The 22,045-nt window shown below is 66.9% G+C and carries 16 protein-coding genes; 8 read left to right on the forward strand and 8 right to left on the reverse strand.

The features are described from left to right. Positions 1-64: 64 nt before the first annotated feature. The gene (locus tag ACWW36_RS11275; protein WP_456141616.1) at positions 65-1,405 is read left to right on the forward strand and encodes a UDP-glucose dehydrogenase family protein; all 1,341 of its coding nucleotides are present in this window, start codon (positions 65-67) and stop codon (positions 1,403-1,405) included. Here ACWW36_RS11275 and ACWW36_RS11280 read toward each other — a convergent pair. Continuing rightward, positions 1,383-2,003 (reverse strand): TetR/AcrR family transcriptional regulator, encoded by a 621-nt coding sequence (locus ACWW36_RS11280; RefSeq protein ID WP_456141617.1) that lies wholly within the window; start codon positions 2,001-2,003, stop codon positions 1,383-1,385. The two genes, ACWW36_RS11275 and ACWW36_RS11280, sit on opposite strands and share 23 nt — an antisense overlap. Positions 2,004-2,071: 68 nt before the next feature. Here ACWW36_RS11280 and ACWW36_RS11285 point away from each other — a divergent pair, with 68 nt between their 5' ends. Genes ACWW36_RS11285 through rfbA form a run of 4 tightly spaced genes read left to right on the forward strand, consistent with a single transcriptional unit; the run spans position 2,072 to position 5,361 of the window. After that, positions 2,072-3,391, forward strand: coding sequence for a cytochrome P450 (locus tag ACWW36_RS11285; RefSeq protein WP_456141618.1), 1,320 nt, complete (start codon positions 2,072-2,074; stop codon positions 3,389-3,391). A gap of 1 nt (position 3,392) precedes the next feature. Then, entirely contained in the window at positions 3,393-4,130 is a 738-nt protein-coding gene (locus ACWW36_RS11290) for a maleylpyruvate isomerase family mycothiol-dependent enzyme (RefSeq protein ID WP_456141619.1), read from the forward strand. 17 nt (positions 4,131-4,147) lie between these two features. Continuing rightward, entirely contained in the window at positions 4,148-4,495 is a 348-nt protein-coding gene (locus ACWW36_RS11295; protein ID WP_456141620.1) for a nuclear transport factor 2 family protein, read from the forward strand. Continuing rightward, a complete protein-coding gene (rfbA, locus tag ACWW36_RS11300; protein WP_456141621.1) occupies positions 4,495-5,361 on the forward strand; it encodes a glucose-1-phosphate thymidylyltransferase RfbA in 867 nt (288 codons plus the stop codon). Before ACWW36_RS11295 ends, rfbA begins: the two co-directional genes overlap by 1 nt. On the opposite strand, the gene ACWW36_RS11305 is transcribed toward rfbA, so the two are convergent. The 7 genes from ACWW36_RS11305 to ACWW36_RS11335 all read right to left on the reverse strand — a co-directional run bounded on the left by ACWW36_RS11305 (position 5,312) and on the right by ACWW36_RS11335 (position 18,039). Then, a complete protein-coding gene (locus ACWW36_RS11305) occupies positions 5,312-6,574 on the reverse strand; it encodes a YibE/F family protein (protein WP_456141622.1) in 1,263 nt (420 codons plus the stop codon). The two genes, rfbA and ACWW36_RS11305, sit on opposite strands and share 50 nt — an antisense overlap. 137 nt (positions 6,575-6,711) lie before the next feature. Then, a complete protein-coding gene (locus ACWW36_RS11310) occupies positions 6,712-8,004 on the reverse strand; it encodes a pyridoxal phosphate-dependent aminotransferase (RefSeq protein ID WP_456142448.1) in 1,293 nt (430 codons plus the stop codon). Positions 8,005-8,036: 32 nt separating this feature from the next. Beyond that, positions 8,037-8,903 (reverse strand): hypothetical protein, encoded by an 867-nt coding sequence (locus ACWW36_RS11315; RefSeq protein ID WP_456141623.1) that lies wholly within the window; start codon positions 8,901-8,903, stop codon positions 8,037-8,039. Between the two features lie 12 nt (positions 8,904-8,915). Beyond that, on the reverse strand, positions 8,916-11,747 hold the full coding sequence (locus ACWW36_RS11320; RefSeq protein ID WP_456142449.1) for a (Fe-S)-binding protein: 2,832 nt from the start codon (positions 11,745-11,747) through the stop codon (positions 8,916-8,918). A gap of 138 nt (positions 11,748-11,885) precedes the next feature. Then, entirely contained in the window at positions 11,886-13,625 is a 1,740-nt protein-coding gene (locus ACWW36_RS11325) for an Hsp70 family protein (protein ID WP_456141624.1), read from the reverse strand. A gap of 109 nt (positions 13,626-13,734) precedes the next feature. Continuing rightward, on the reverse strand, positions 13,735-16,266 hold the full coding sequence (iniR, locus tag ACWW36_RS11330) for an isoniazid response ATPase/transcriptional regulator IniR (RefSeq protein ID WP_456141625.1): 2,532 nt from the start codon (positions 16,264-16,266) through the stop codon (positions 13,735-13,737). A 3-nt stretch (positions 16,267-16,269) separates the two neighbouring features. Beyond that, on the reverse strand, positions 16,270-18,039 hold the full coding sequence (locus ACWW36_RS11335; protein ID WP_456141626.1) for an Hsp70 family protein: 1,770 nt from the start codon (positions 18,037-18,039) through the stop codon (positions 16,270-16,272). A 203-nt stretch (positions 18,040-18,242) separates the two neighbouring features. Between ACWW36_RS11335 and ACWW36_RS11340 the strand changes: the two genes are divergently transcribed. The 3 genes from ACWW36_RS11340 (at position 18,243) to ACWW36_RS11350 (ending at position 22,025) form a co-directional block, all read left to right on the forward strand. Next, positions 18,243-18,791, forward strand: coding sequence for an Rv0340 family IniB-related protein (locus tag ACWW36_RS11340; protein ID WP_456141627.1), 549 nt, complete (start codon positions 18,243-18,245; stop codon positions 18,789-18,791). A gap of 278 nt (positions 18,792-19,069) precedes the next feature. Next, entirely contained in the window at positions 19,070-20,050 is a 981-nt protein-coding gene (locus ACWW36_RS11345; protein WP_456141628.1) for an IniB N-terminal domain-containing protein, read from the forward strand. 115 nt (positions 20,051-20,165) lie between these two features. Beyond that, positions 20,166-22,025, forward strand: a complete 1,860-nt coding sequence (locus ACWW36_RS11350) for a dynamin family protein (protein WP_456141629.1) — start codon at positions 20,166-20,168, stop codon at positions 22,023-22,025. Positions 22,026-22,045 lie beyond the last annotated feature (20 nt).

The raw sequence follows: 22,045 nt of genomic DNA on the forward strand, positions 1-22,045 counted from the left end.
TCCGTTGGCTTGCCGCTCAGTGTCCCGTAGCGGTTAGCTCATAGGGGCTGCCTATAGAGGCAGTATGCGATGCACCGTCTTCGGCACGGGCTATCTCGGCGCGACGCACGCAGCCGGAATGGCCGAACTCGGGCATGAGGTAATAGGCGTCGACATCGATCCCGGTAAGGTCGCCAAGCTGGCCGCGGGCGACATCCCGTTCTATGAGCCGGGATTGCGAAAGATGTTGCGCGACAACCTTGATGCCGGTCGGTTACGCTTCACCACCGACTACGACGACGCGGCTGAATTCGCCGATGTCCATTTTCTCGGCGTCGGAACCCCGCAGAAGAAGGGCGAATACGGCGCGGACCTTCGTCATGTGCACGCGGTGATCGACACTTTGGTGCCGCGCCTTCGCCGGCCGGCGGTGATCGTCGGCAAGTCGACCGTTCCGGTCGGCACGGCTGCCGAACTGGCGCAGCGCGCGCGTGGCCTTGCCCCCGACGGTGTCGATGTAGAAGTGGCCTGGAATCCGGAGTTCCTGAGGGAAGGCTTCGCCGTTCACGACACTCTGCACCCCGACCGCATTGTCCTTGGGGTGCAACCGGATTCGGTCCGAGCGGAGGCGGCGATCCGTGAGCTCTATGCACAGCTGCTCGGCGAAGATGTGCCGTTTCTGCTGACGGATCTGCAGACCGCCGAACTGGTCAAGGTGTCGGCGAACGCGTTCCTGGCCACAAAGATCTCGTTCATCAATGCGATATCCGAGGTTTGCGAGGCCGTCGACGCGGATGTCACTCTGCTGGCCGATGCGCTCGGGCACGACCCCCGCATCGGTCGCCGATTCCTCAACGCGGGCTTGGGCTTCGGCGGTGGCTGCCTGCCCAAGGACATCCGTGCGTTCATGGCACGGGCAGGTGAGGTCGGTGCCAACCACGCGATGACGTTCCTGCGTGAGGTCGACAGCATCAACATGCGACGTCGCACCAAGATGGTGGAGCTGGCCACCAAGGCGTGCGGCGGATCCCTGCTCGGAGCCAACGTCGCGGTGCTCGGGGCGGCGTTCAAGCCGGAGTCTGACGACGTCCGTGATTCGCCCGCACTCAATGTCGCTGGCATGCTGCAACTCAACGGCGCCGCCGTGAACGTGTACGACCCGAAGGCGATGGAGAACTCGCAGCGGGTCTTCCCCACGCTGAACTACTCGACATCGGTGGTAGAGGCCTGCGACCGCGCCGACGCCGTGCTCGTGCTCACCGAATGGCGTGAATTCGTCGAGCTCGACCCCGATGATCTTGCTCAGACGGTGCGCGCCAAAGTCGTTGTGGATGGCCGCAATTGCCTGGACGTCGACCGTTGGATACGAGCCGGCTGGCGGACGTACTGCTTGGGAAAGAGCGCTAACCCGTCGACGCCTGCTTGAGCATTCCGTCGAAGCCCTGCCACAACAGCATGAAGACGAGTTCGACGACGCGTTCGCGCGGCACGTCGCGGTTCTCGTACCACCACGTGGCGACGCCGCCGCATGCCGACTGCGTCGCGCGGGCGAGGATCCACGCCGCGTCGTCGACGGTGATGCCCTTGACCGGTTTGGCGTCTCCGGCGCCGAAACGAATGAGATCCGCGATCGCTTCGGTGCCGCGGTCGGCGATCTCCTGACACACCGCGGCGATCTCGGGGTCCGCTGGTGGGTCTCGGTGCAGGAAGCGCCACATGAACGGGTCCGTCTCGACGAACTCGAAGTAGTTCGTGATGCTCGCGCGGACCAGCTCTTCGGCCGAAGCGCCCTCGACGCGCCGCAACGAACGCTCCCTGAGCTGCTCGGCATGCTGTTCGAGGACGGTGATGTGGAGCTCGCGTTTGGAGCCGAAATGGTCGTAGAGGACCGAGGGTACGACACCGGCGCGACCGGCGATGTCCTGCATCTTCGCCTCGGCATAACCGTGTTGTGCGAAGACCTCGACAGCGGCTGCGAGGATCCGGGCCCGTCGCTGTTGCGCGGGTATCCGCTTCCTTGCCATACCGAATAGTAATTCGGTAGGCTGCGGATACCTTACCGAACCGAGATTCGGTTGATGGGAGCGTGACGATGGACGGGCCCATTCGGCAACGGGTTCAGTGGCTCGCGTTGCACGGGGTGGTGCGGGGTTTCTCAAGACTCCTCGCCCGCCGCGGCGACCCGCAGGGGCGGTTGATCGCCGATCCCGCGGTGCGGGAAAACCCCGTCCCGTTTACCGAGGAGCTGCGCGCCCGGGGCCGAGTCGTGAAGTGCCGCGCGGTGTACATGACCGTCGACCACGACATCGCCAACACTCTGTTGCGCTCCGACGACTTCCACGTCCTCGCAATGGGATCCAATCTGCCCAAGCCGCTGCAGTGGGCCGTCGACCAAACCAAGCCCGACCTGCTGCACCCGCTTCAGCCGCCGTCGTTGCTGTCGGTCGAGCCGCCCGATCACACCCGCTATCGCAAGCTGGTGTCGTCCGTGTTCACCACGCGCGCGGTGGCCGCGTTGCGCGACCGGGTGCAGGACACGGCCAACGGGCTTCTCGACGAACTCGCCGATAGCGAGGGCACCGTCGATGTGGTCGACCAGTACTGCTCGCGCTTGCCCGTTTCCGTGATCAGCGACATCCTCGGTGTGCCCGACGATGCGCGGCCGATGATCCTGGAATTCGGTGAAATGGGCGCAGCCGGTTTGGATATCGGCCTGACCTGGCGACAGTATCGCCAGGTCTATCGCGGCATCGAGGGCTTCAACGCCTGGCTGGCCACCCACATTGAGCGGCTGCGGCGCAATCCCGGCGACGACTTGATGAGCCAGCTCATCCAGGCGGCCGACGACGGCGGGCGTTTGGATGACAGGGAGCTGATGGCCACCGCGGGACTGGTCCTGGCCGCAGGCTTTGAGACGACGGTCAACCTGCTTGGCAACGGGATCCGAATGCTGCTCGATGCACCCGAACACCTCGACACGTTGGCGACTCGCCCTGAGTTATGGCCGAATGCCGTCGAGGAGATCTTGCGCCTGGATCCGCCCGTGCAATTGACGGCGCGTATCGCGAACAACGACGTCGACCTCGCGGGCACCCGTGTCCGCCGAAACGAAGGCGTCATCCTCTACCTGGCCGGCGCCAACCGTGACCCGAAAGTGTTCACGGATCCGCACCGGTTCGACATCGAACGCGAGAACGCCGGTAAACATCTGTCGTTCTCCGGCGGGCGGCACTTCTGTCTCGGCGCGGCGCTGGCCCGCGCCGAAGGCGAGGTGGGACTGCGGACGTTCTTCGAGCGTTTCCCGGACGCGCGGCTGGCCGGTGACGGCAGCCGTCGTGACACCCGTGTGCTGCGTGGTTGGTCGACCCTCCCGATCGCTCTCGGTAAGGCGCGCACCGCTGTAGGTTCGTAGCGTGGATTTCCGAGCGGCGCTGCTCGACCAGACCCGGGCCTTCGGGGAACTGATCCGCAGTGCAGACCCGTCAACCCCCGTACCGACCTGTCCCGACTGGACGCTGAAGCAGCTCTTCCGCCACGTCGGGCGCGGAAACCGTTGGGCCGCACAGATCATCGCCGAGCGACGGCAAGAACCTCCCGATCCTCGCGAGGTCCGCGACGGCAAACCCCCCGACGACCTCGACGCTGCCATCGACTGGCTGAACGCCGGTGCGCAACTCATCATCGACGGCGTCGATCGAGTGGGATCCGACCGCGTCTGGACCTTCATCGGTCCGCGGCCCGCCGGGTGGTGGATCCGACGTCGCCTCCATGAGGTGACGGTGCACCGCGCCGACGCCGCGATCGCGACGGGCGAGGGCCTGGAGCTGCCACCGGAATTGGCGGCCGACGCGATCAGCGAATGGGTCGAGCTGATGGCGAACCAGGCCAAGGGTCCGCTGGACCGCGGAGTGAAGATTCACCTGCACGCCACCGACGGCGACCTGGGACCGACTGGGGAATGGACGATCATCCACGACGAGGACGGCCTGTGGTGGTCACACAACCACGACAAGGGCTCGGTCGCGCTTCGCGGCCCCGTCAACGAGCTGCTGCTCGCCCTGACGCGGCGCCGCCAAGCCGCTGACGCGGGGCTGGAAGTCTTCGGCGACGGTGCCGTATGGGACCGGTGGCTGGAGCGGACGCCGTTCTAGCGCGTACCTTCTCGACCATGACCACTTCGGAGATCGCGACCGTCCTCGCGTGGCATGACGCGCTCAACGAGCAGGATTTCGACACCCTGCTGCAGGTATCCAGCGACGATATCGAGTTCGGTGATGCGAACGGCGCGGGCCAGGGACAGCAAGCCTTGCGGGAGTGGGCGACAGCGTTGGCCGTCACCGCCGCCGACCCAGGCCGGATGTTCGTCCGTGACGGCGTCGTTGTCGCCGAGGAGCAGGACGGCGCGGCGGTGGCGTTTCGTGTAGTTCACGACCACGTCACATCCGTCTTCCGCCACGACGACCTCGCCACCGCGCTCGCCGCCACGGAGTTGACCGACGAGGACCTCGTCGGGTGATGCGGGGCATCATCCTCGCCGGCGGATCGGGAACACGGCTGCATCCGATCACGATGGGTGTGTCCAAGCAGCTGTTGCCCGTCTACGACAAGCCGCTGATCTACTACCCGCTCACGACGCTGATGATGGCCGGCATCCGCGACATCCTGATCATCAGCACCGCCGCCGACGCCCCGGCTTTTCATCGGTTGCTCGGCGACGGGTCGGCGTTCGGCATCAATGTCAGCTACGCAGTGCAGGACCGGCCCGACGGGCTGGCGCAGGCTTTCGTGATCGGCGCGGACCACGTCGGGACCGGCTCGGTGGCGTTGGCCTTGGGCGACAACCTTTTCTACGGCCCACGGCTCGGTACCGCGCTGCGCCGCTTCCAAACCGTCGACGGCGGAGCGATTTTCGCGTACTGGGTGGCGAATCCGTCCGCATACGGTGTCGTCGAGTTCTCCGACGACGGGACGGCGTTGTCGATCGAGGAAAAGCCCGCAACGCCGAAGTCGAACTACGCGGTGCCGGGTCTGTACTTCTACGACAACGACGTCGTCGCGATGGCGCGGTCGTTGAAGCCGTCCGCGCGAGGCGAATACGAGATCACCGACATCAACCAGACCTACCTCAATCAGGGCCGCCTCATCGTCGAGCCACTCGACCGCGGTACCGCATGGCTGGACACCGGAACCTTCGACTCGCTGTTGGACGCCAGCGATTTCGTGCGCACCATTGAGCGTCGGCAAGGCTTGAAGATCGGCGTGCCCGAGGAAGTGGCCTGGCGGCTCGGCTACATCGACGACGAACAGTTGGCGGCGCGGGCGCAGACGCTGCTCAAGTCCGGATACGGCGATTACCTTCTGGGACTGCTTGACCGGCGGTGACAGGAGTGGCCAGTACGGCGGCGATCGCCGTCGTGAGGGGCACTGACAGGGCAAGCGCGATGCCGCCGACGGCCGAGCGGGCGATCTCGATCGCGACGCTTTCACTGGTCAGCACGTCGCCGAGGGAGCGGTTGGCCACGGAAAACAGCAGCAACAGCGGCAGCGCGCTACCCGCGTAGGCGAGCACGAGCGTGTAGACGGTGCTGGCGATGTGGTCACGCCCAACCCGCATGGCGCCCAGGAAGATTGCTTTGCGGCCGGCGCCGGTCTCGGCCAGCTCGAACGCCGTCGAGGCCTGTGTGACCGTGACGTCGTTGAGCACACCGAGTGAGCCGATGATGAACCCGGCCAGCAACAATCCGGTGATCGACACGTTGCCCATGTACGCGGCGACCTCGTTGTTCTGATCCTCGGATAGCCCCGTCAGATGAGCCAATTCGATTGCGCCCCAAGATAACAGCGCTGCGAGCAGCAGGGCGGCCAGGGTTCCCAGCAATGCCGCGCTGGTACGCAGGCTCACACCGTGCGCCAGATAGATGACGGCATACAGGATCACCGCCGACGCGACGAGCGCGACGGGGATGGCCGCGGCACCGTCGCGCAGCGCCGGCAGCAGGAAGACGACGAGCACCGCGAATGCGATCACGATGCCGATCAGCGCCCGCAGCCCGCGCCAGCCGGCGACCGCGACGATCACTACCGCGAACGCCGCAGCGAGCACGATCAGCGGCCACGACCGCTCGTAGTCGTAGAAGGCGTACGTCGTCGCCCCGCCCGCATCCACCTGACGGCTGATCCGAACGTGGTCGCCGGCCACGAGGTGGGGCTGGCCGGGACCGCCGCTGAACTCCAGCAGTGTGTTCGCACCCTTGTTGGGCCCGGAGTCGATGGCCACCAGGTTCTGCACGCATTGCGAGCCCTCGCCCTGCGCGGAGACGGGCTCGGCGGTCAGCACCGCACCCGCCGACGGGCTGCCGCATGCGGCCAGCTTGCTGGACACCACATGGCCGCCTTCGGTGGTCACCGCGCCGCCGGCCGCGTTCTGAAACGGCAGCGGGATGTCGACTTTCTGGTGGCTCGGCCACAGCCACACCGTGGCGGCCAGCACGGCCACGCCGATGGCGACGAGCAGGCCGACGACGATCTTGGCGGCCATCGGCCCCAACGGCGCCGGGCCGGTCAGGGAGTGCGAGTGGGCGTGCGAGTGGGTCACGCGGCCAGGGTAGAGGCCGACCCTGAATGAGTTACCGGCGGCATTTGCCGCACATTCTGGACGCGAGACTGCAGTTATTGCGCAGAACTTCGAGTGAGCCGCACGATAACTGCGATCTCGCGGACGGCTTGGTGGGGCTACTGCCGGTAGGAAGACAGGAAGTTGCCGAGCCGCTCGATGGCGTTGGCGAGGTCGCGCGACCATGGCAGCGTCACGATGCGCAGGTGATCGGGTGTCGGCCAGTTGAAGCCGGTGCCCTGGGTGACCAGGATCTTCTCCTGCAGCAGCAGATCCAGCACGAGCTGCTCGTCATCCTGGATGTCGTAGACCTCTGGATCGAGGCGCGGGAATGTGTAGAGCGCACCCTCGGGCTTCACGCACGACACCCCGGGGATCTCGTTGAGCTTGGTCCACGCGACGTCGCGCTGTTCGAGCAGCCGGCCGCCGGGCAGTACCAGGTCCTCGATGCTCTGATGGCCGCCGAGCGCGACCTGAATCGCGTGCTGCGCAGGAACGTTCGGGCACAGCCGCATGTTAGCCAGCAGGCTGATGCCCTCGATGAAGCTGCTCGCGTGTTCCTTGGGTCCGGTGATGACCAGCCAGCCGGATCGGTAACCCGCGACGCGGTACGCCTTCGACAAGCCGTTGAAGGTCAGCGTCAGCACGTCGGGCGCGACCGACGCCATCGCGATGTGCTCGGCGTCGTCGTAGAGGATCTTGTCGTAGATCTCGTCGGCGAGCAGCAGCAGTTGGTGTTTGCGCGCGAGATCGGCCATCTGAGTGAGGATTTCGCGGGTGTAGACAGCGCCTGTCGGGTTGTTCGGGTTGATCACGACGATCGCCTTGGTGCGGTCGGTGATCTTCGACTCCAGGTCGGCGATGTCGGGCATCCAGCCCTGCGTCTCGTCGCACAGGTAATGCACCGGCGTGCCGCCTGCCAGCGAGGTGCATGCGGTCCACAGTGGATAGTCCGGTGCGGGGATCAGCACCTGGTCGCCGTTGTCGAGCAGTGCCTGCAACGTCATCTGGATGAGCTCGGATGCGCCGTTGCCGAGGTAGACGTCGTCGACGTCGAACTTCGGGAAGCCGTCGACGAGTTCGTAGCGCGTGAACACCGCGCGGCGGGCAGGCATGATGCCCTTGGAATCCGAGTAGCCCTGCGCGTATGGCAGCGCTTGGATGATGTCGCGCATGATGACATCGGGCGCCTCGAAGCCGAACGGGGCGGGGTTGCCGATGTTCAGCTTCAGGATGCGGTGACCCTCCGCCTCCAGCCGTGACGCGTGCTCATGTACCGGCCCGCGGATCTCGTACAGGACGTCCTGCAGCTTGGATGACTGCGTGAACGTGCGCTGCCGCGGGTGATGCCCGGTGGCCGGCCACGGCACATGCTGGGTAGTCACGTCATCCATCGTCTCATCGACGTCCAGCGATTTTGTAAAACCGCAGGTCACCGAGGCCGCTAACCGACCGATTCGTTGATGAAAATGCACTCGTCGGCAAGGGTGTCGACCATCTCGGGGATCTCGACGTTGAGCCGGCGTAATGCCCGGTAGGTCAGGTTCTGGGTGGAACGACTGCCGAGCCCCTGCTCGAAACCCTGATTACGGTAGTCGCTCATCTCGCGGTCCAGGGCGTCGAATCGGGTGCAGTCGAAACCCTTCTTGCCGGCTTGGTAGCTCCGCACCAGATCGTTGTACTTGCCGATGAATTTCTTGGCGTCAGCCTTCATCTGGTTTCGGTCGAAGTTGTCCGGTTGCTTCACCGGCTCGACCACCCAGCGGCCGTCGGTGACCGAATACTGGCCGATTCCCGCCCGTGGTTGATAGTTGGCCGAGCGCCCAGCGTGAAACGTGACCTCTAGGGGCAGGCCGTAGAGCAGGACGCGGCCCTCCTGGCGGCGCTCGACCAGGTCGTTGAGCAGGTGCATGGATGGCGTGAGCTCCTCGTCCGACATGCCGGGCTTGTGCACGAACACGTGGACCCCGACGTCGGACTTGTCGTCGTACTCGTATGAGGCGTTGCTGCCGAACAGATCAACCGCGTCGACGGTGAGTCCCGCGATTTCCGATTCGCCGGTCACCCGATTCACCACACGCAGGATCGCGTCGCGAACGTCCGGCTTCATCGCCATGCCGTTCCAGATCCGCGGATCGAGCTGTGTCGGGAAGGTGGTGATGGACTCGACGGCGTCGGACACCGCCGCGTCGGAATCATCCGCCAGTGGAGCCTGCGGACGCCCAGTCGATCCGCATGCCACGAGAAGCAGCACACTGCCGGCGATGACGGCCGATCTGATGGCGTTGACCAGATCCGTCCGCGCAGACATCCGACGTGCCGACTACCGCTTGCCGGGCGGGCGCGCACCCTTCGCGATGCCAAGACCCTTCACCGGCGGCGCGGGCTTCTCTCCGTTGCCATCGGCGGAAGGCTCAGGCTCAGAGTCCGATTCGCCGTCGGACTGCGGTTCGGGTTGCGGCGCAGCGGGTTTCGGTGCCGCGGGTGCCTTCTTTGCGCCGGGGCGCCTGGCTCCCGCCGCGATACCGAGGCCCTTGACCGGCGTCTCGGCCGCCGTGGATGCGGGCTCGGCGGCGGTCGACGCGGGTTCCGTTGCGGTCGGGGCGGGTTCGGCAGCAGCCGTGGGTGCGGCCTTCTTCGCGCCGGGACGCTTGGCGCCTGCGGCGATGCCGAGGCCCTTGGCGGGCGGTGCTGTGGCCGCCGGCGCTTCGGCGGCGGGGGCGGGGGCGGGGGCCGCCGTCTTCTTCGCACCGGGACGCTTGGCGCCACCGGCGATACCGAGGCCGGTGACGGGCTTGGTTTCGGTGGCGGCAGTGTCGGCCTTGGGCTCCGGTTTGGCTTCGGGCTCGGCCACGGTCGTTCCGGCGTCTGCCTTCGGTGCGGTCTTGGCGGCGCGCGCCTCGGATTCCTTTGCGGCCGTGCCCTTTTCGGGCAGCGTGACCGAGCTCTTGTCGAGTGACCCCAGCAGCAGCTGAGCCACGTCGAGCACCTCGGCCTTCGGTATATCGTTGGCCGCGGCGACGTCGTCGACACCGTCGGTGATCATCACGCGGCAGAACGGGCAGCCCGTCGCGATCGCCGATGCGCCGGTGTCCAGCGCCTCTTCCACGCGTTCGTGGTTCACGCGCTTACCGATGTGTTCTTCCATCCACATCCGCGCGCCGCCAGCACCGCAGCATAGGCCGCGGTCGGCGTGGCGGGGCATCTCGGTGAGCTTCGCGCCCGAGGCTCCGATGAGTTCACGCGGCGCGTCGTAGACCTTGTTGTGCCGGCCCAGGTAGCACGGGTCGTGGTAGGTGATGTCCTTGCCGCCGTCGGGAGGGCTGACGGGCACGAGTTTCTTGTCGCGGATCAGCCGGTTCAACAGCTGCGTGTGGTGCAGCACGGTGTAGTTGCCGCCCACCTGCGGGTACTCGCGGCCCAGCGTGTTGAAGCAGTGCGGGCAGGTGACGACGACCTTGCGGTCCACCCGCTCCACGCCTTCGAACAGGTCGTTGAGCGTCTCGACGTTCTGGGCGGCCAGCTGCTGGAACAGGAACTCGTTGCCGGAGCGACGCGCCGAGTCGCCGTTGCAGGTCTCACCCTCGCCGAGCACCAGAAACTTCACGCCCGCAGTGGCGAGCAGTTCGGCGACGGCCTTGGTGGTCTTCTTCGCGCGATCCTCGTACGCGCCGGCGCAGCCCACCCAGAACAGGTACTCGTAGCCCTCGAAGGATTCGACGTCCTTGCCGTACACCGGCACGTCGAAGTCGACCTCGTCGATCCAGTTGGTGCGGTCCTTGGCGTTCTGACCCCACGGATTGCCTTTGGTCTCAAGGTTTTTGAACAGCACACCGAGTTCGGACGGGAACTCGGACTCCATCATCACCTGGTACCGGCGCATGTCCACGATGTGGTCGATGTGCTCGATGTCGACAGGACACTGCTCGACGCACGCACCGCACGTCGTGCAGGACCACAGCACGTCGGGGTCGATGACGCCGAGCTGCTCGGCGGTGCCCACCAGCGGACGCGTGGCCTGCTCGGGTCCGGAGCCCATCACCCGCTCGAAACCGGATTCGGGGACGTGGTGTTCCTCGTCGTGCTTCTCGCCGCGGAGTTCCTCGCCGAGGCCACCCTCCGGGGTGTTCTCCAGCGGGGTCTCCTTGTCGCCGAGGATGTACGGCGCCTTCGCGAAGAGATGGTCGCGCAGGTTCATGATCACGAGCTTGGGCGACAACGGCTTTCCGGTGTTCCACGCCGGACACTGCGACTGGCAGCGGCCGCACTCCGTGCATGTGGTGAAGTCGAGGTAGCCCTTCCAGGTGAAGTCCTCGATCTTGCCGCGGCCCAGCACCGCGTCCTCGGCGGGATCCTCGAAGTCGATCGGGACGCCGTTGGACTCCACCGGCAGCAGCGGGCCGAGGGCGTTGGGCAGCCGCTTGAACGTGACGTTGATCGGCGCCAGGCCGATGTGAAGGTGCTTGGAGTGCAGCACGATCAGCAGGAAGACCAGCATCACGCCGATGTGCAGCAGCAGCGCGATCGTCTCGATCCAGGCGTTGGCGGTGTGGCCGAGCGGATGCAGGACCCAGCCCATCAGCTGCGAGAAGAAGGCACCGTTGCCATACGGCAGCGTTTCGGTGTTCACCGCGGCGCCACGCACCAGGGCGTAGGTCCAGATGACGTTGAAGATCATGAACAGGATCAGCCAGGCGCCGCCGGTGTGCGATCCGTAGAACCGCGAGTCGCGGCCATGCTTCTTGGGCTCGCGCACGATGCGGATGATCGCGAACGTGATGATGCCGAGGAGCACGGCGACGGCGAAGAAGTCCTGCAGGAAGCCGAGCGCGTCCCAGCGGCCGATCAGCGGGATGTGGAAGTTGTGTACGAACAGAAGGCCGTACGCCTCGAGGTAGACCGACGCGAGAATGAAGAAGCCCCACATCGTGAAGAAGTGGGCCAGGCCGGGGATCGACCAGCGCAGCAACCGGGTTTGCCCGAACACCTCTTTGAATTGGGTGGTGATGCGCGTGCCGAGGTGGTCCTTGCGCCCGTGCTCGTCGCTGGTGGACTGCCCCGAACGGATCAGCTTGGTCAGCCACAGGACACGCTTGGCGGCGAACACCAGGACTAGTGCTGTCAGTCCTAGCCCGACGACAAGCCTGATCAGCATCTGGGTATCCACCGCGTGCCTCCCGATTCCTAAGTTACTCAACAGTAACTAACGGTATGTTACTGGTCGGTAACTTTCGCTTGATGCCTGCTCATAGTTGCATCTTGCGCGGAAACGTCGCTACGAAGGCTGCCCTAACTAGGCTCCGGGTGCGGTTGTGGTCCCTCCGCCGCCCGTGCCCGGATCGACGGGAGGCGATTTCGGAAGCGTCCCGGCGCCGCCAGTCCCGGGGTCGATCGGAGGCGGTGTCGTCCCGCCCGCGCCGCCCGTGCCGGGGTCGATCGGCGGTGGCGACGGCGTCGTCGTTGTGGGCGGAGTGGTGGTGGTCGGTGGTGTCGTGGTCGTAGTCGTCGGGGTTGTCGTGGTGGGGGTGGTGGTCGTCGGTTCTGTCGTCGTCGGCGGTGCCGGCGGTTGCTGGGTTGCAGGTGCCTGGGTTCGCGGCTGCTGGGGGTATGACCGCTGGGCGGGCTTCTGCATCACGACAGTCGTGACTACTTGGGGGGCCTGCGGCGCCGGGGGTGCTGGGAGAAGCGCCGGCGCCGCAGGCGCTGGAGCGGTCGACGTGGCGGTGGCTGCCGCGTCGACCGGGGTCGTGGTGGTGTCGTTGAGCAAGGTGAAGCCGAACACCGCCGAGGCGACGGCCGCGGCGACCGCGGACAGACCGAACAGCACAAGCGGGCCGCGTCGTGGCGGCTCCTCGTCCTGCCATTCCTCGTGACGGAAATTCACCTCGGGGCGGGAGTCCGTGACATCGCTGTACGGCAGCACGTCCTCGCTGGCGTCGTCTTCAGACCAGGCCAACGCTTCCTCGTGGGAAACCAGCGACACGGTCGCGTGCGTCGCAGCGGGAGCGGCCGCGGCGGTCGCGGCCGCCGGTGTCAGCGCGGTTGCGGTGTCGACGATCCGGGCGCGTTGTGCGATCAGGGCGGCCCCTTCGGCCGCGGTGAGTTGCGGGTGCGGTGTGGTCACGACGGGCGCACGCAGGTGTTCGGACAGCTGCTGGGTGATCAGCGGAATGCGCGCGCCTCCGCCGACCGTCGCCACGGCTGAAACACCTTCCGCGGGCACCTGATTGCGCGCAAGCGTCTCGTCAAGCGCGGCAAGGAAATCCGCGAGTGGCGGCTGCATCAGGTCTTCGAGCTCGGTACGCGTGACGCGGATATCGCCGCGGTACCCGGGAACGTCGGCCGCGATCGTCGTCGACGTCTGGGCGGACAGCCGCTCCTTTGCGCCCCGGCATTCGTCGCGTAGCCGCGCCAGTGAGCCGACCATCGCGGTGCTCGCCGGATCGGCCTGCGACGAGTCCAATAGCCCGACGACGACGTACCTCAGCAGGGCCTGGTCGATCTGGTCACCGGAGAAGTCAGAGAAGCGGACCGTCTCGCCGATGGGTGCATAGTTCGACGCCGCATCGGCAAGCGTGATGCTCGTGCCGCTGCCGCCGAAATCGCACAGCACGATGACGCCGCGCAAGGGCAGCCCGGGCTTGGCCCGCAGAGCCGTCAGTGCGGCGGTGGCGTCCGACACCACCGGCACGCCGTTGCGCAGGTTGCGGCGCAGGGTGTCGACGACCGGCGCGCGCCAGTGCGCGGGCACGGTGACGGCCATGTCGCCGGCCGGCATGCCACCGGTCAGCGACTCGGCCATCGCGCCGAGCGCATCGGCGACAAGCCGCTCGGAGTTGTACTTGGAGCCGTCGGGTGCCACCAGCGGCACCGGGTCGCCGACTCGGTCGACGAAGCCGGTGAGCCGTCGTCCCTGCAGCGTGACCTCCGCGGGGTGGATGGCGGCGGTGCGGCCGTCCCGGGTGCCGGCGATGTTGGTCGCGCCGACCGAAAGGCCGAGTGAATGGCCCTGGTTGCCTGGGGGATTGAACATGCGAATGACCGTATGGCGAACCGTGAGCCGGCAAATCCGGTGCTGGACCCCTGGCTGGGGCGGTCCCTATGGGGATTCCGGATTAGGGGATGTGAGCCCGTAGGGGGATTCAGCCCTGGGGCGCGAGCATCGCGCGCAGCATCGACAGCATCTCCGAACGCGACTCGGCGCCGAGCCGGCGTCGGATCCGGGCGACGTGGTGCTCGACGGTCTTGGCCGAGATGAACAGCTGACTGCCGATGTCGCGGTAGGGCATGCCGAGCAGGAGCAACTCCGCAACCTCACGCTCGCGGTCCGAGAGCTTCGAGGATGTGGGCCGCGACGGTGCGCTGCGCACCACTTCGGTGGCCGCGGAGGGTTCGACCCCCGGCGCCTCGTCGACGGCGACGGTCTGTTTGAGGTCGCGTGCCAACTGCAGCATCGCACCGGACACCCGCCCGTCGGGCGTCTGCAGGGCGGCTTGGCTTGCCAGCCGCGTCGCATCCGATGTCAGGCCGAACTGTGACAGGCCCCGCGCCGCCACGGTCACCTCGTCGGTGTCGACGTGATTGGCCAACACGCGCAGCCAGGTGCGGCCTGCGTTGGCCAGCACCTTGGCGAACGCGCTGTGGGCCGCGGCGGCGGTCAACGCCTGGCCGTGTGGCGCGACCGCTTCAGGTGAGTTGGCCAGGATGCCTGCGTGCACGCCGGCCCAGTGCAGTGGCACCGACCACAGCAGCGGGTTGCCGAGCGACGCAAGCAATGCGAATGCCTCCGCCAGCGTGTGCTCGAGCCGGTCGACCTGACGCATCCGCGCGGCCGCGACCCACAGCTCGCCCAACGGCAGCAACGCGAACAGCTCCACCGAGTACTCGGCGAGCACTTCCATCGCGGCATACCAATGCTTCTGCACTGCACCGCTGTCACCGCTGCGGCGCGCGATCGCCGTTTGCAACGCCGCCGCCCACAGTGCGTCCCTGCGGTGCAGTGCCGCGTCGGCGGTCGAGGCGACATCCGCAGTCGCGGCGGGCAGTTGGCCGTCCTGCATCCGAACCCAGCCCAACAGCAGACGATGGCGATGGGAGAAGAAGGATTCATCGACAGTGCCTGTTGGGCCGCCGGCTCGCACAGCACGGCCGATCACACTGCGGGCGCGAACCGGGTCGCCGCCGTGCAGGGCGGCCAGCGTCACGAGTGCGGCCGGCGAATCGGGTGCGACACCGGGCTGGTGCTGCTCCGCGGTGATCGACTGACCCAGCCGCGCGACAGCGACGGGGAACGGCTGATCGAGCGACAGCAACAGACCTTCGGCGAGGCTGCGCGCGCCGCGGGCGGTCGACGTCGGCGGTCCCGCGCTTTCGGGGCTCAACGCCGCCCTCGCCGAATCGGGATCGCCCGTCGCGACGCCCACAATCGCACCCGCCGCGCTGACGAACGCGTCGGGATACGGCCCCATCCACCGGAACAGGTCGGCCGCCTGCGCCGCGCTGCCGTCGTGCATGGCGATGCTCGCGGCGATCCTCACCGCGGCGGCTCGTACGGCGGGATCCTCGCTGCCGAGCAATTCGTCGGCCAGCCGGCCCGCGGTCGCGCAGTCACCGGTCAACGCGAGCGCGTCGGCAAGGCGTGTGTTCAGCGCCGTCGCCCCGGCGTCCGCGGCGGCGCGATACAGCCGGGCCGCTCGTGCGGGTTGGTCGTGGCTTCGGGCAGCCAAGTCCGCCAACGCATTTGCAAGCCGGTCGTCGCGCAATCCATGCTCGGCCAATCGCAGCGCGAGATCACCTGAGAGCGTTGACAATTCGATCTGGGACACCAGCAGTGAAATCTCGGTGTCGTGATGACGCGCGTTGCCGATGATCTGGGCGATGCAACGATGCACGGTCCGCAGGAAGGCCTGGCTGTGCGACGGCTCGATCAGCCCGCTCGCACGGGCGCGGTCGACCAGACGCTGCGCGTCGTCAGCCGACACCCGAAGCGCGGCCGCGACGTCGTCGGCCCCGAGTTCGGGGCTGAGCGACGACACCAGCAGCGCGTCGAGCACCGGTTCTTCCAGCCGGCGCAGCCGCTCGATCAATGCGAACTTGGCGGCCTGCATGATCGCCGTTGCGGGTGGTTCGCCATCGGGTGACGCGGCGGCCGCGAGCGCGGGCCGCAGCAGGAACGGCAGGCCGGCCGTCGCGACCATCAGCGAGCGGACGATCTCGGAAGTCGGTGGGGCGCCCAGTGTTTCGGCCGCCGTGCGGCCCACCTCCTGCGGAGTCAAAGCGCCGAGCGAAACCACGGGGTTCTCGCGCTCCATTGCGGTGGCGAGGGAGCGCAGTCCCGGACGGTGCGCGAGCGGTTCGGCGGCGACCACGACCGTCGACGCGGGATCGGCGACATGCTGGGTCAGCGCATCGAGTTCACCGTCGTCGAGCAGATGGGCGTCGTCAATGACCACCGCGCCGCCATCGTCGCCGTCACGTGGCGGCCTTGTCAGGACTGTTACGCCTGCCGCCCGCAGCGCCGCGCGGATGGCCGCGAGAACCGAACTCTTACCGGTGCCGATGCCTCCGGAGACCAGGATCTTGGCCGCCGCGGTGGGGGTGGCAACCAGTGTGGTGACGGCCTCGCGCGCGGCCGGCGGGATGTCGGTCAGCGATTCGGGCGCCGGTCTGACCATGGCTCACGGCGTGGATGTCACGGGCGACAGCGCGGCGGCCGTCGTCGTGATCACCTGAGTCGTCGTCGTCGGCGGCTTGGTGGTCGTCGGCGGTGTCGTGGTGGTGGTGGGCGGGGTTGTCGTCGTGGTGGTGGTGGTCGTCGTGGTGGTTGTCGTCGTAGTGGTGGTGGTGGTCGTCGTCGGCGATGTCGTGGTCTCGCTGGACGACGGTGTCGGCGACGGCACGACCGTCGTGCTCGGCCGGCCGTCGGGGCCAGTGACAGTCACGGTCTCTGGGGCGCCCTGTGTGGCGGGTTCGGTTGGCGGAGGCCCGGTTTGGACATGCGTGGCCGTCTCGGTCACCGGGCTGCTGCTGCCGCTCGTGCTGGTGAGCGTGACCGCCAGGCCGCCGACCGCGAGGAGTGCGGCCGCTGCCGCCGCGCCGAAGAGAATGGGCGGGCGCTTGTACCAGGGCAACGGAGGCGGCTCCTCGCCGTAGCCCTCCTCTTCGTGGGCGAACTCCATCTGCGGGCGGGCGCCGGTCGCGCCTGCCTCGAAGGTGTAGTCCTCGCCCGAGTAGGGCACGGGCTCGCCGCTCGGTGAATCGTCCTGCGACCACGCCAGCGCGCGGAACGTCGCCGACCCGGCGCCGTCGGACGCCGATTCGGCCGCCGCCAGTCCCGCGGCTCCTGCCGCCCAGCCCGCGGCGGCCATCGTCGGCGGTGAATCGGCCGCAGCCGCCATCCCCGTCGGCGCGTCAGCCGCCAGGGCAGCGTCGGCCACCAATGCAGCACCGGCCGCGACGTTGAGCTGTGATTGCGGCGTCGTCACGACCGGCGCCCGCAATCGTTCGGACAGCTGCTGCGTGACGATCGGTATGTTGGCCCCGCCGCCGACAGTCGCGACGGCCGAAAGGCTCGCGACCGCAATGTTGTTGCGCTGCAACGTTTCTTCAATCGTGGCGAGCAACCCGGCCAGCGGCGCCGAGACGAGGCTTTCCAGCTCGTTGCGGGTCACACGGATGTCGGAGTTGAAGCCGGGCAGTTCGGCGGGCACGACCGTCGCCGTCTCGGCCGAGAGCCGTTCCTTGGCCTGCCGGCACTCGTCGCGCAGCCGGGCCAGTGACCCGAGGCCGAGGGTGCCGGTGGGGTCGGCGTTGTTGGCTTCGGCGATGCCGGCGACGACGTGGTCGAGCAGTGCCTGGTCGATCAGGTCGCCGGAGAAGTCGTGGTAGCGGACCGTCTCGCCGACCGCGTCGAAGTTCGCGCCGGCGTCGGCCAGCGTGATGCTGGTCCCGCTGCCGCCGAGATCGACCAGCGCGACGACGCCGTCCGACGGCAACCCCGGCGCGGCCTGCAACGCGGACAGCGCGGCTACGGAATCGGGTATCAGCGCGGCGGGCACGCCGTCGGGCGCGAGGCTCGGCTTGGCCCGCAGTGCACCCCGCAGCGCGCCGACCGTCGCCGGACCCCAATGCGAGGGCACGGCTATCGCGATCGGGGCGCCACCGCCGACCGTGCGCGCCATCGCGTCGAGGGCTTCCACGAGCACGCGCTCGCCGCGGTGAGGCGAGCCGTCGGCGGCCACCAGCGGCACCGGGTCGCCGACCCGCTCCACGAACCCACTCAGCACCAGCCCGGGCTGGCTCAAGTTGGGGTTCTCGCCGGGCACACCGACCTCGGGCGCGCGATCATTGAAGAGAGTGAGCACGGATCGGCGCATGATTGGGGGACGGCCGATGCGGGCCGCCACCAGGTTGGTCATTCCAATAGACAACCCAAGTGAGTCGCTCATGTTGTGGCCACGATAGCGGCTTTGAGCCTCGGGAACAGGGAGATCCCCCTAGTGGCGCGAAACCCCTAACGGTGAGTCCCCTAACGTGCGGGCGGTAGAGGTGGGTTGCGCACCGATCACCGCCGCGACGTCCGTGGATAGCATCAGGTCAAGCCTTTGAGCTGACGCCGCAATTATCTCAGCAATGGAAAGGAGGGTGTTCCATGGCAAACTCGCTACTCGACTTCGTCATGTCGTTGGTCCGCGACCCGGACGCCGCCGCAGCGTACGCTGCTGATCCCGCACAGGCCATCTCCGATGCGCACCTCGGCGATGTGACCAGTGTCGACGTGAACAATCTGATTCCTGTCGTCTCGGAGTCCTTGTCGATGGGGATGCCCACTACGGGCGCCGACGCCGTCGTCGACGATCACGCCGGCAACGTGTGGGCCAGTGGCGCGGCAACCGCCGCGTTCGACGCTTTCGACGACCATGTACCCGTCACAGTCGACGACGTGCATTCGGTGACCACCCAACTCGTCGACGACCCGCACGCTGCGCTGCAGTCGGGTCTGGATGTTCTGGCTGAGCACGAGGTGCCGACGGTGACAGGTGCCGATGACACGTCGCTGCAGTTCGACGCCCCTGTAATCGACGATGCACCGGCGCTGGACGCTCACCCCGACGACGATTGGAGCCATTCGGCCCCGGTTGATCACGATGTCGATCAGCATATGGACGCCGACGCGCATAGCTTCGACATCTTCGACTAGTTCCTACGGCAACCACAAAGATGCGCGGCCCGCAGAGGCCGCGCATTTTTGCGTTCTGGACCTGGGCATTCAGCCAACGAACCCGATGACCGTCCAATAGTCCCTAGTATCCCCCTAATCCCCTAATGGAGACCCCACCATGATCCCGAGACGTAGGTATGGAGGGAGGGGTTTCGACCCCGTTCCGACTGGGCCGGCAGCTCCATAACGTAGTCATCAGTTCGCCGGACAGCCCGGCGACCAGACCCCGGCAACACCCACAGAAAAGGACCAAACAAATGACCAACGTGATCGATTGGATTCTCGACCTCTTCCGCGACCCGGTTCAGGCCCAGGCCTTCGTCAACGACCCCGACCGCGCAATGGCCAACGCCGGCGTTCAGGGCGTGACGGCAGCTCAGGTGAACGCGGTAGCGGCCACCGTGGCTCCGGCCGCGATGATCAATGGCGGCGGGAACCCGGTGCACGGCCTGCAGCAGGCCGTTGCCGAGACCCACGGCATCGCCTTCACTCCTCAGTACGCGCCCGTCTGGGCTCCTGAGACGCAGGCCTTCAGCAACAACGACACGCTGAGCCACAACAGCACGCCGATCTTGAGCCCGGAGGCGGGACACGACGTCCAGCAGGGCGGCGTCAACCTGGACTTCGGTGACATCACCTTCGGCGACAAGAACACCGCGTCCGATGGCAGCGTGATCAACACCGGCAACGCGGGCGACATCCACAACACGAACGTCCACGGCGACGGCAACGTGACGGGCGACGGCAACGTCGGCGCCAACACCGGTGACATCCTCGCCGGCGAGGGCTCCACCGTTCAGGCCGGCGGCGTCGGCAACACCAGCGACAGCCATGGCAGCAGCACCATCCACAACAGCGGTGGTGGGGATGTCATCTCCGGCAACGAGGGCCCGGTCGTCAAGACCGGTGACATCGACACCAGCGGCGGCAATGCGGCCGGCGGTCACGGTGGCGGAATCCTCTCCGGCGGCGGCGGCGACGCGACAGGTGGGTCCGGCGGCGCAGTCGTCATCGCACCGACGCAGACGACGTCCACCAACACCGGCGGCGGCGACGTCACCACGGTCGACACTCACGGTGGTGACATCGGCGGCAACGTCGACGCGAGCCACCACGACGACAACTCGGTGCACGTCGACAACAGCACGCATGACAGCCACAACGACAACTCGGTGCACACCGACAACTCCGTGCACCAGCAGGTCGACACCCACGTCGACACCGGAATCCACTTCTGATCGACGGGACAACGAAATAGCGCAGCTGGCGGGGACCGAACACAGGTCCCCGCCAGTTGGCACGCCTACCGTTGGTGATCCAACGGCTTCGAAAGCTACTGCCTAAAGGGACCCCATGACGCAACCGAACGACCCCCGCAAGGTCAAGGTCATCGTCGAGTTGATCGACCACAGCATCAAGATCGCCGAGGTGCAGGATCGCGGCGATCTGGTCGAGCGGTTGGGCAGGGCGAAAGACCGGATCAGCGACCCGCAGATCCGCGTGGTGATCGCCGGGCAGCTCAAGCAGGGCAAGAGCCAGCTGCTCAACTCGCTGCTGAACGTGCCGGTGTCACGCGTCGGCGACGACGAGACGACGGTTCTGGCCACCATGGTGTCCTTCGGAGAACAGGCCACCGCGAAGTTGATCGTCGCCGGCGCCGACGAGGGCGAGCCCGACGCCGTCGAAATCCCCATCGCAGACATCAAGAACGACTTGCGTCGCCATCCGGCGGCGGGCGGGCGCCGGGTCCTTCGGGTCGCGGTGACCGCGAACAGCCCGCTGCTCAAGGGCGGACTCGTCTTCGTCGACACCCCGGGCGTCGGCGGCCATGGGCAGCCCCATCTTTCGGCCACACTGGGCCTGCTTCCCGACGCGGACGCCATGCTGATGATCAGCGACACCAGCCAGGAATTCACCGAGCCGGAAATGACGTTCATCCGGCAGGCCTTCGAAATATGCCCTGTCGCAACGATTGTCGCGACCAAGATCGACCTCTACCCCCATTGGCGCGAGATCGTCGACGTCAACAAGGCCCACCTGCAGCGGGCCGGCCTGCCGTTGCCGATGATTCCCGCATCGTCGCTGCTGCGCAGCCACGCCATTCAACTCAACGACAAGGAACTCAACGAGGAATCCAACTTCCCGGCCATCGTGAAGTTCCTCAGCGAGAAGGTGCTGTCGCGCGAGAACGACCGGGTGCGCGATCAAGTCCTCGCCGAGATTCGTTCGGCCGCCGAGCATTTGACGCTCGCCGCCGATTCCGAGCTCTCCGCGCTCAATGACCCAGAAGCCCGCGACCGGTTGCAGGCCGACCTGGAGCGACGCAAACAGGAAGCGCAGGACGCTCTGCAGCAGACCGCGCTGTGGCAGCAGGTGCTCAACGACGGAATCGCAGACCTGACCGCCGATGTCGACCACGACCTGCGCGGCCGGTTCCGTGCCATCACCCAGCACACCGAGCACGTCATCGACACCACCGACCCGACCCAGCACTGGGCCGAGATCGGGGCCGAGCTGGAGAATGCGATCGCCACCGCCGTCGGCGACAACTTCGTGTGGGCCTATCAGCGTGCCGAAGTGCTCGCGGCCGAGGTGGCGCGCACGTTCGTCGAGGCAGGCCTCGAGGCAGTCAAGATGCCCCAGCTCGATGCGCGCGAAATGGGTGCCAGCCTTGGTGAGATCAAGTCGCTGTCCAGACTCGAGGCCAAGCCGATCAAGGCCGGGCACAAGGTGGTCACCGGCATGCGGGGCTCATACGGCGGCGTGCTGATGTTCGGCATGCTGACGTCGATCGCCGGCCTGGGCATGTTCAATCCGCTGTCGTTGGGCGCCGGCCTCCTGTTGGGCCGCAAGACCTACAAAGACGACATGGAGAACCGCATGATGCGGGTGCGCAGCGAGGCGAAGATGAACATGCGCCGGTTCGTCGACGACGTCTCGTTCGTCGTCAACAAGGAATCCCGCGATCGGCTCAAGGGTATTCAGCGTCAGCTGCGCGACCACTACCGCGGCATCGCCAACCAGACCACCCGTTCGCTCAACGAATCGCTGCAGAAGACGATCGCGTCGGTGCAGCTCGAGGAGAACGAGCGCAACAACCGGATCCGCGAACTCGAGCGGCAGCTCAACATCCTCAAACAGGTGACCGATCACGCGGTCAAGTTGGCGCCCGGCGCCACCCAGCCAGCCCGCGAACCCGTGGGCACGACCTAAACCACCACCCGTGGAGCCAT

It is taken from the genome of Mycobacterium sp. MMS18-G62, from assembly GCF_053877835.1.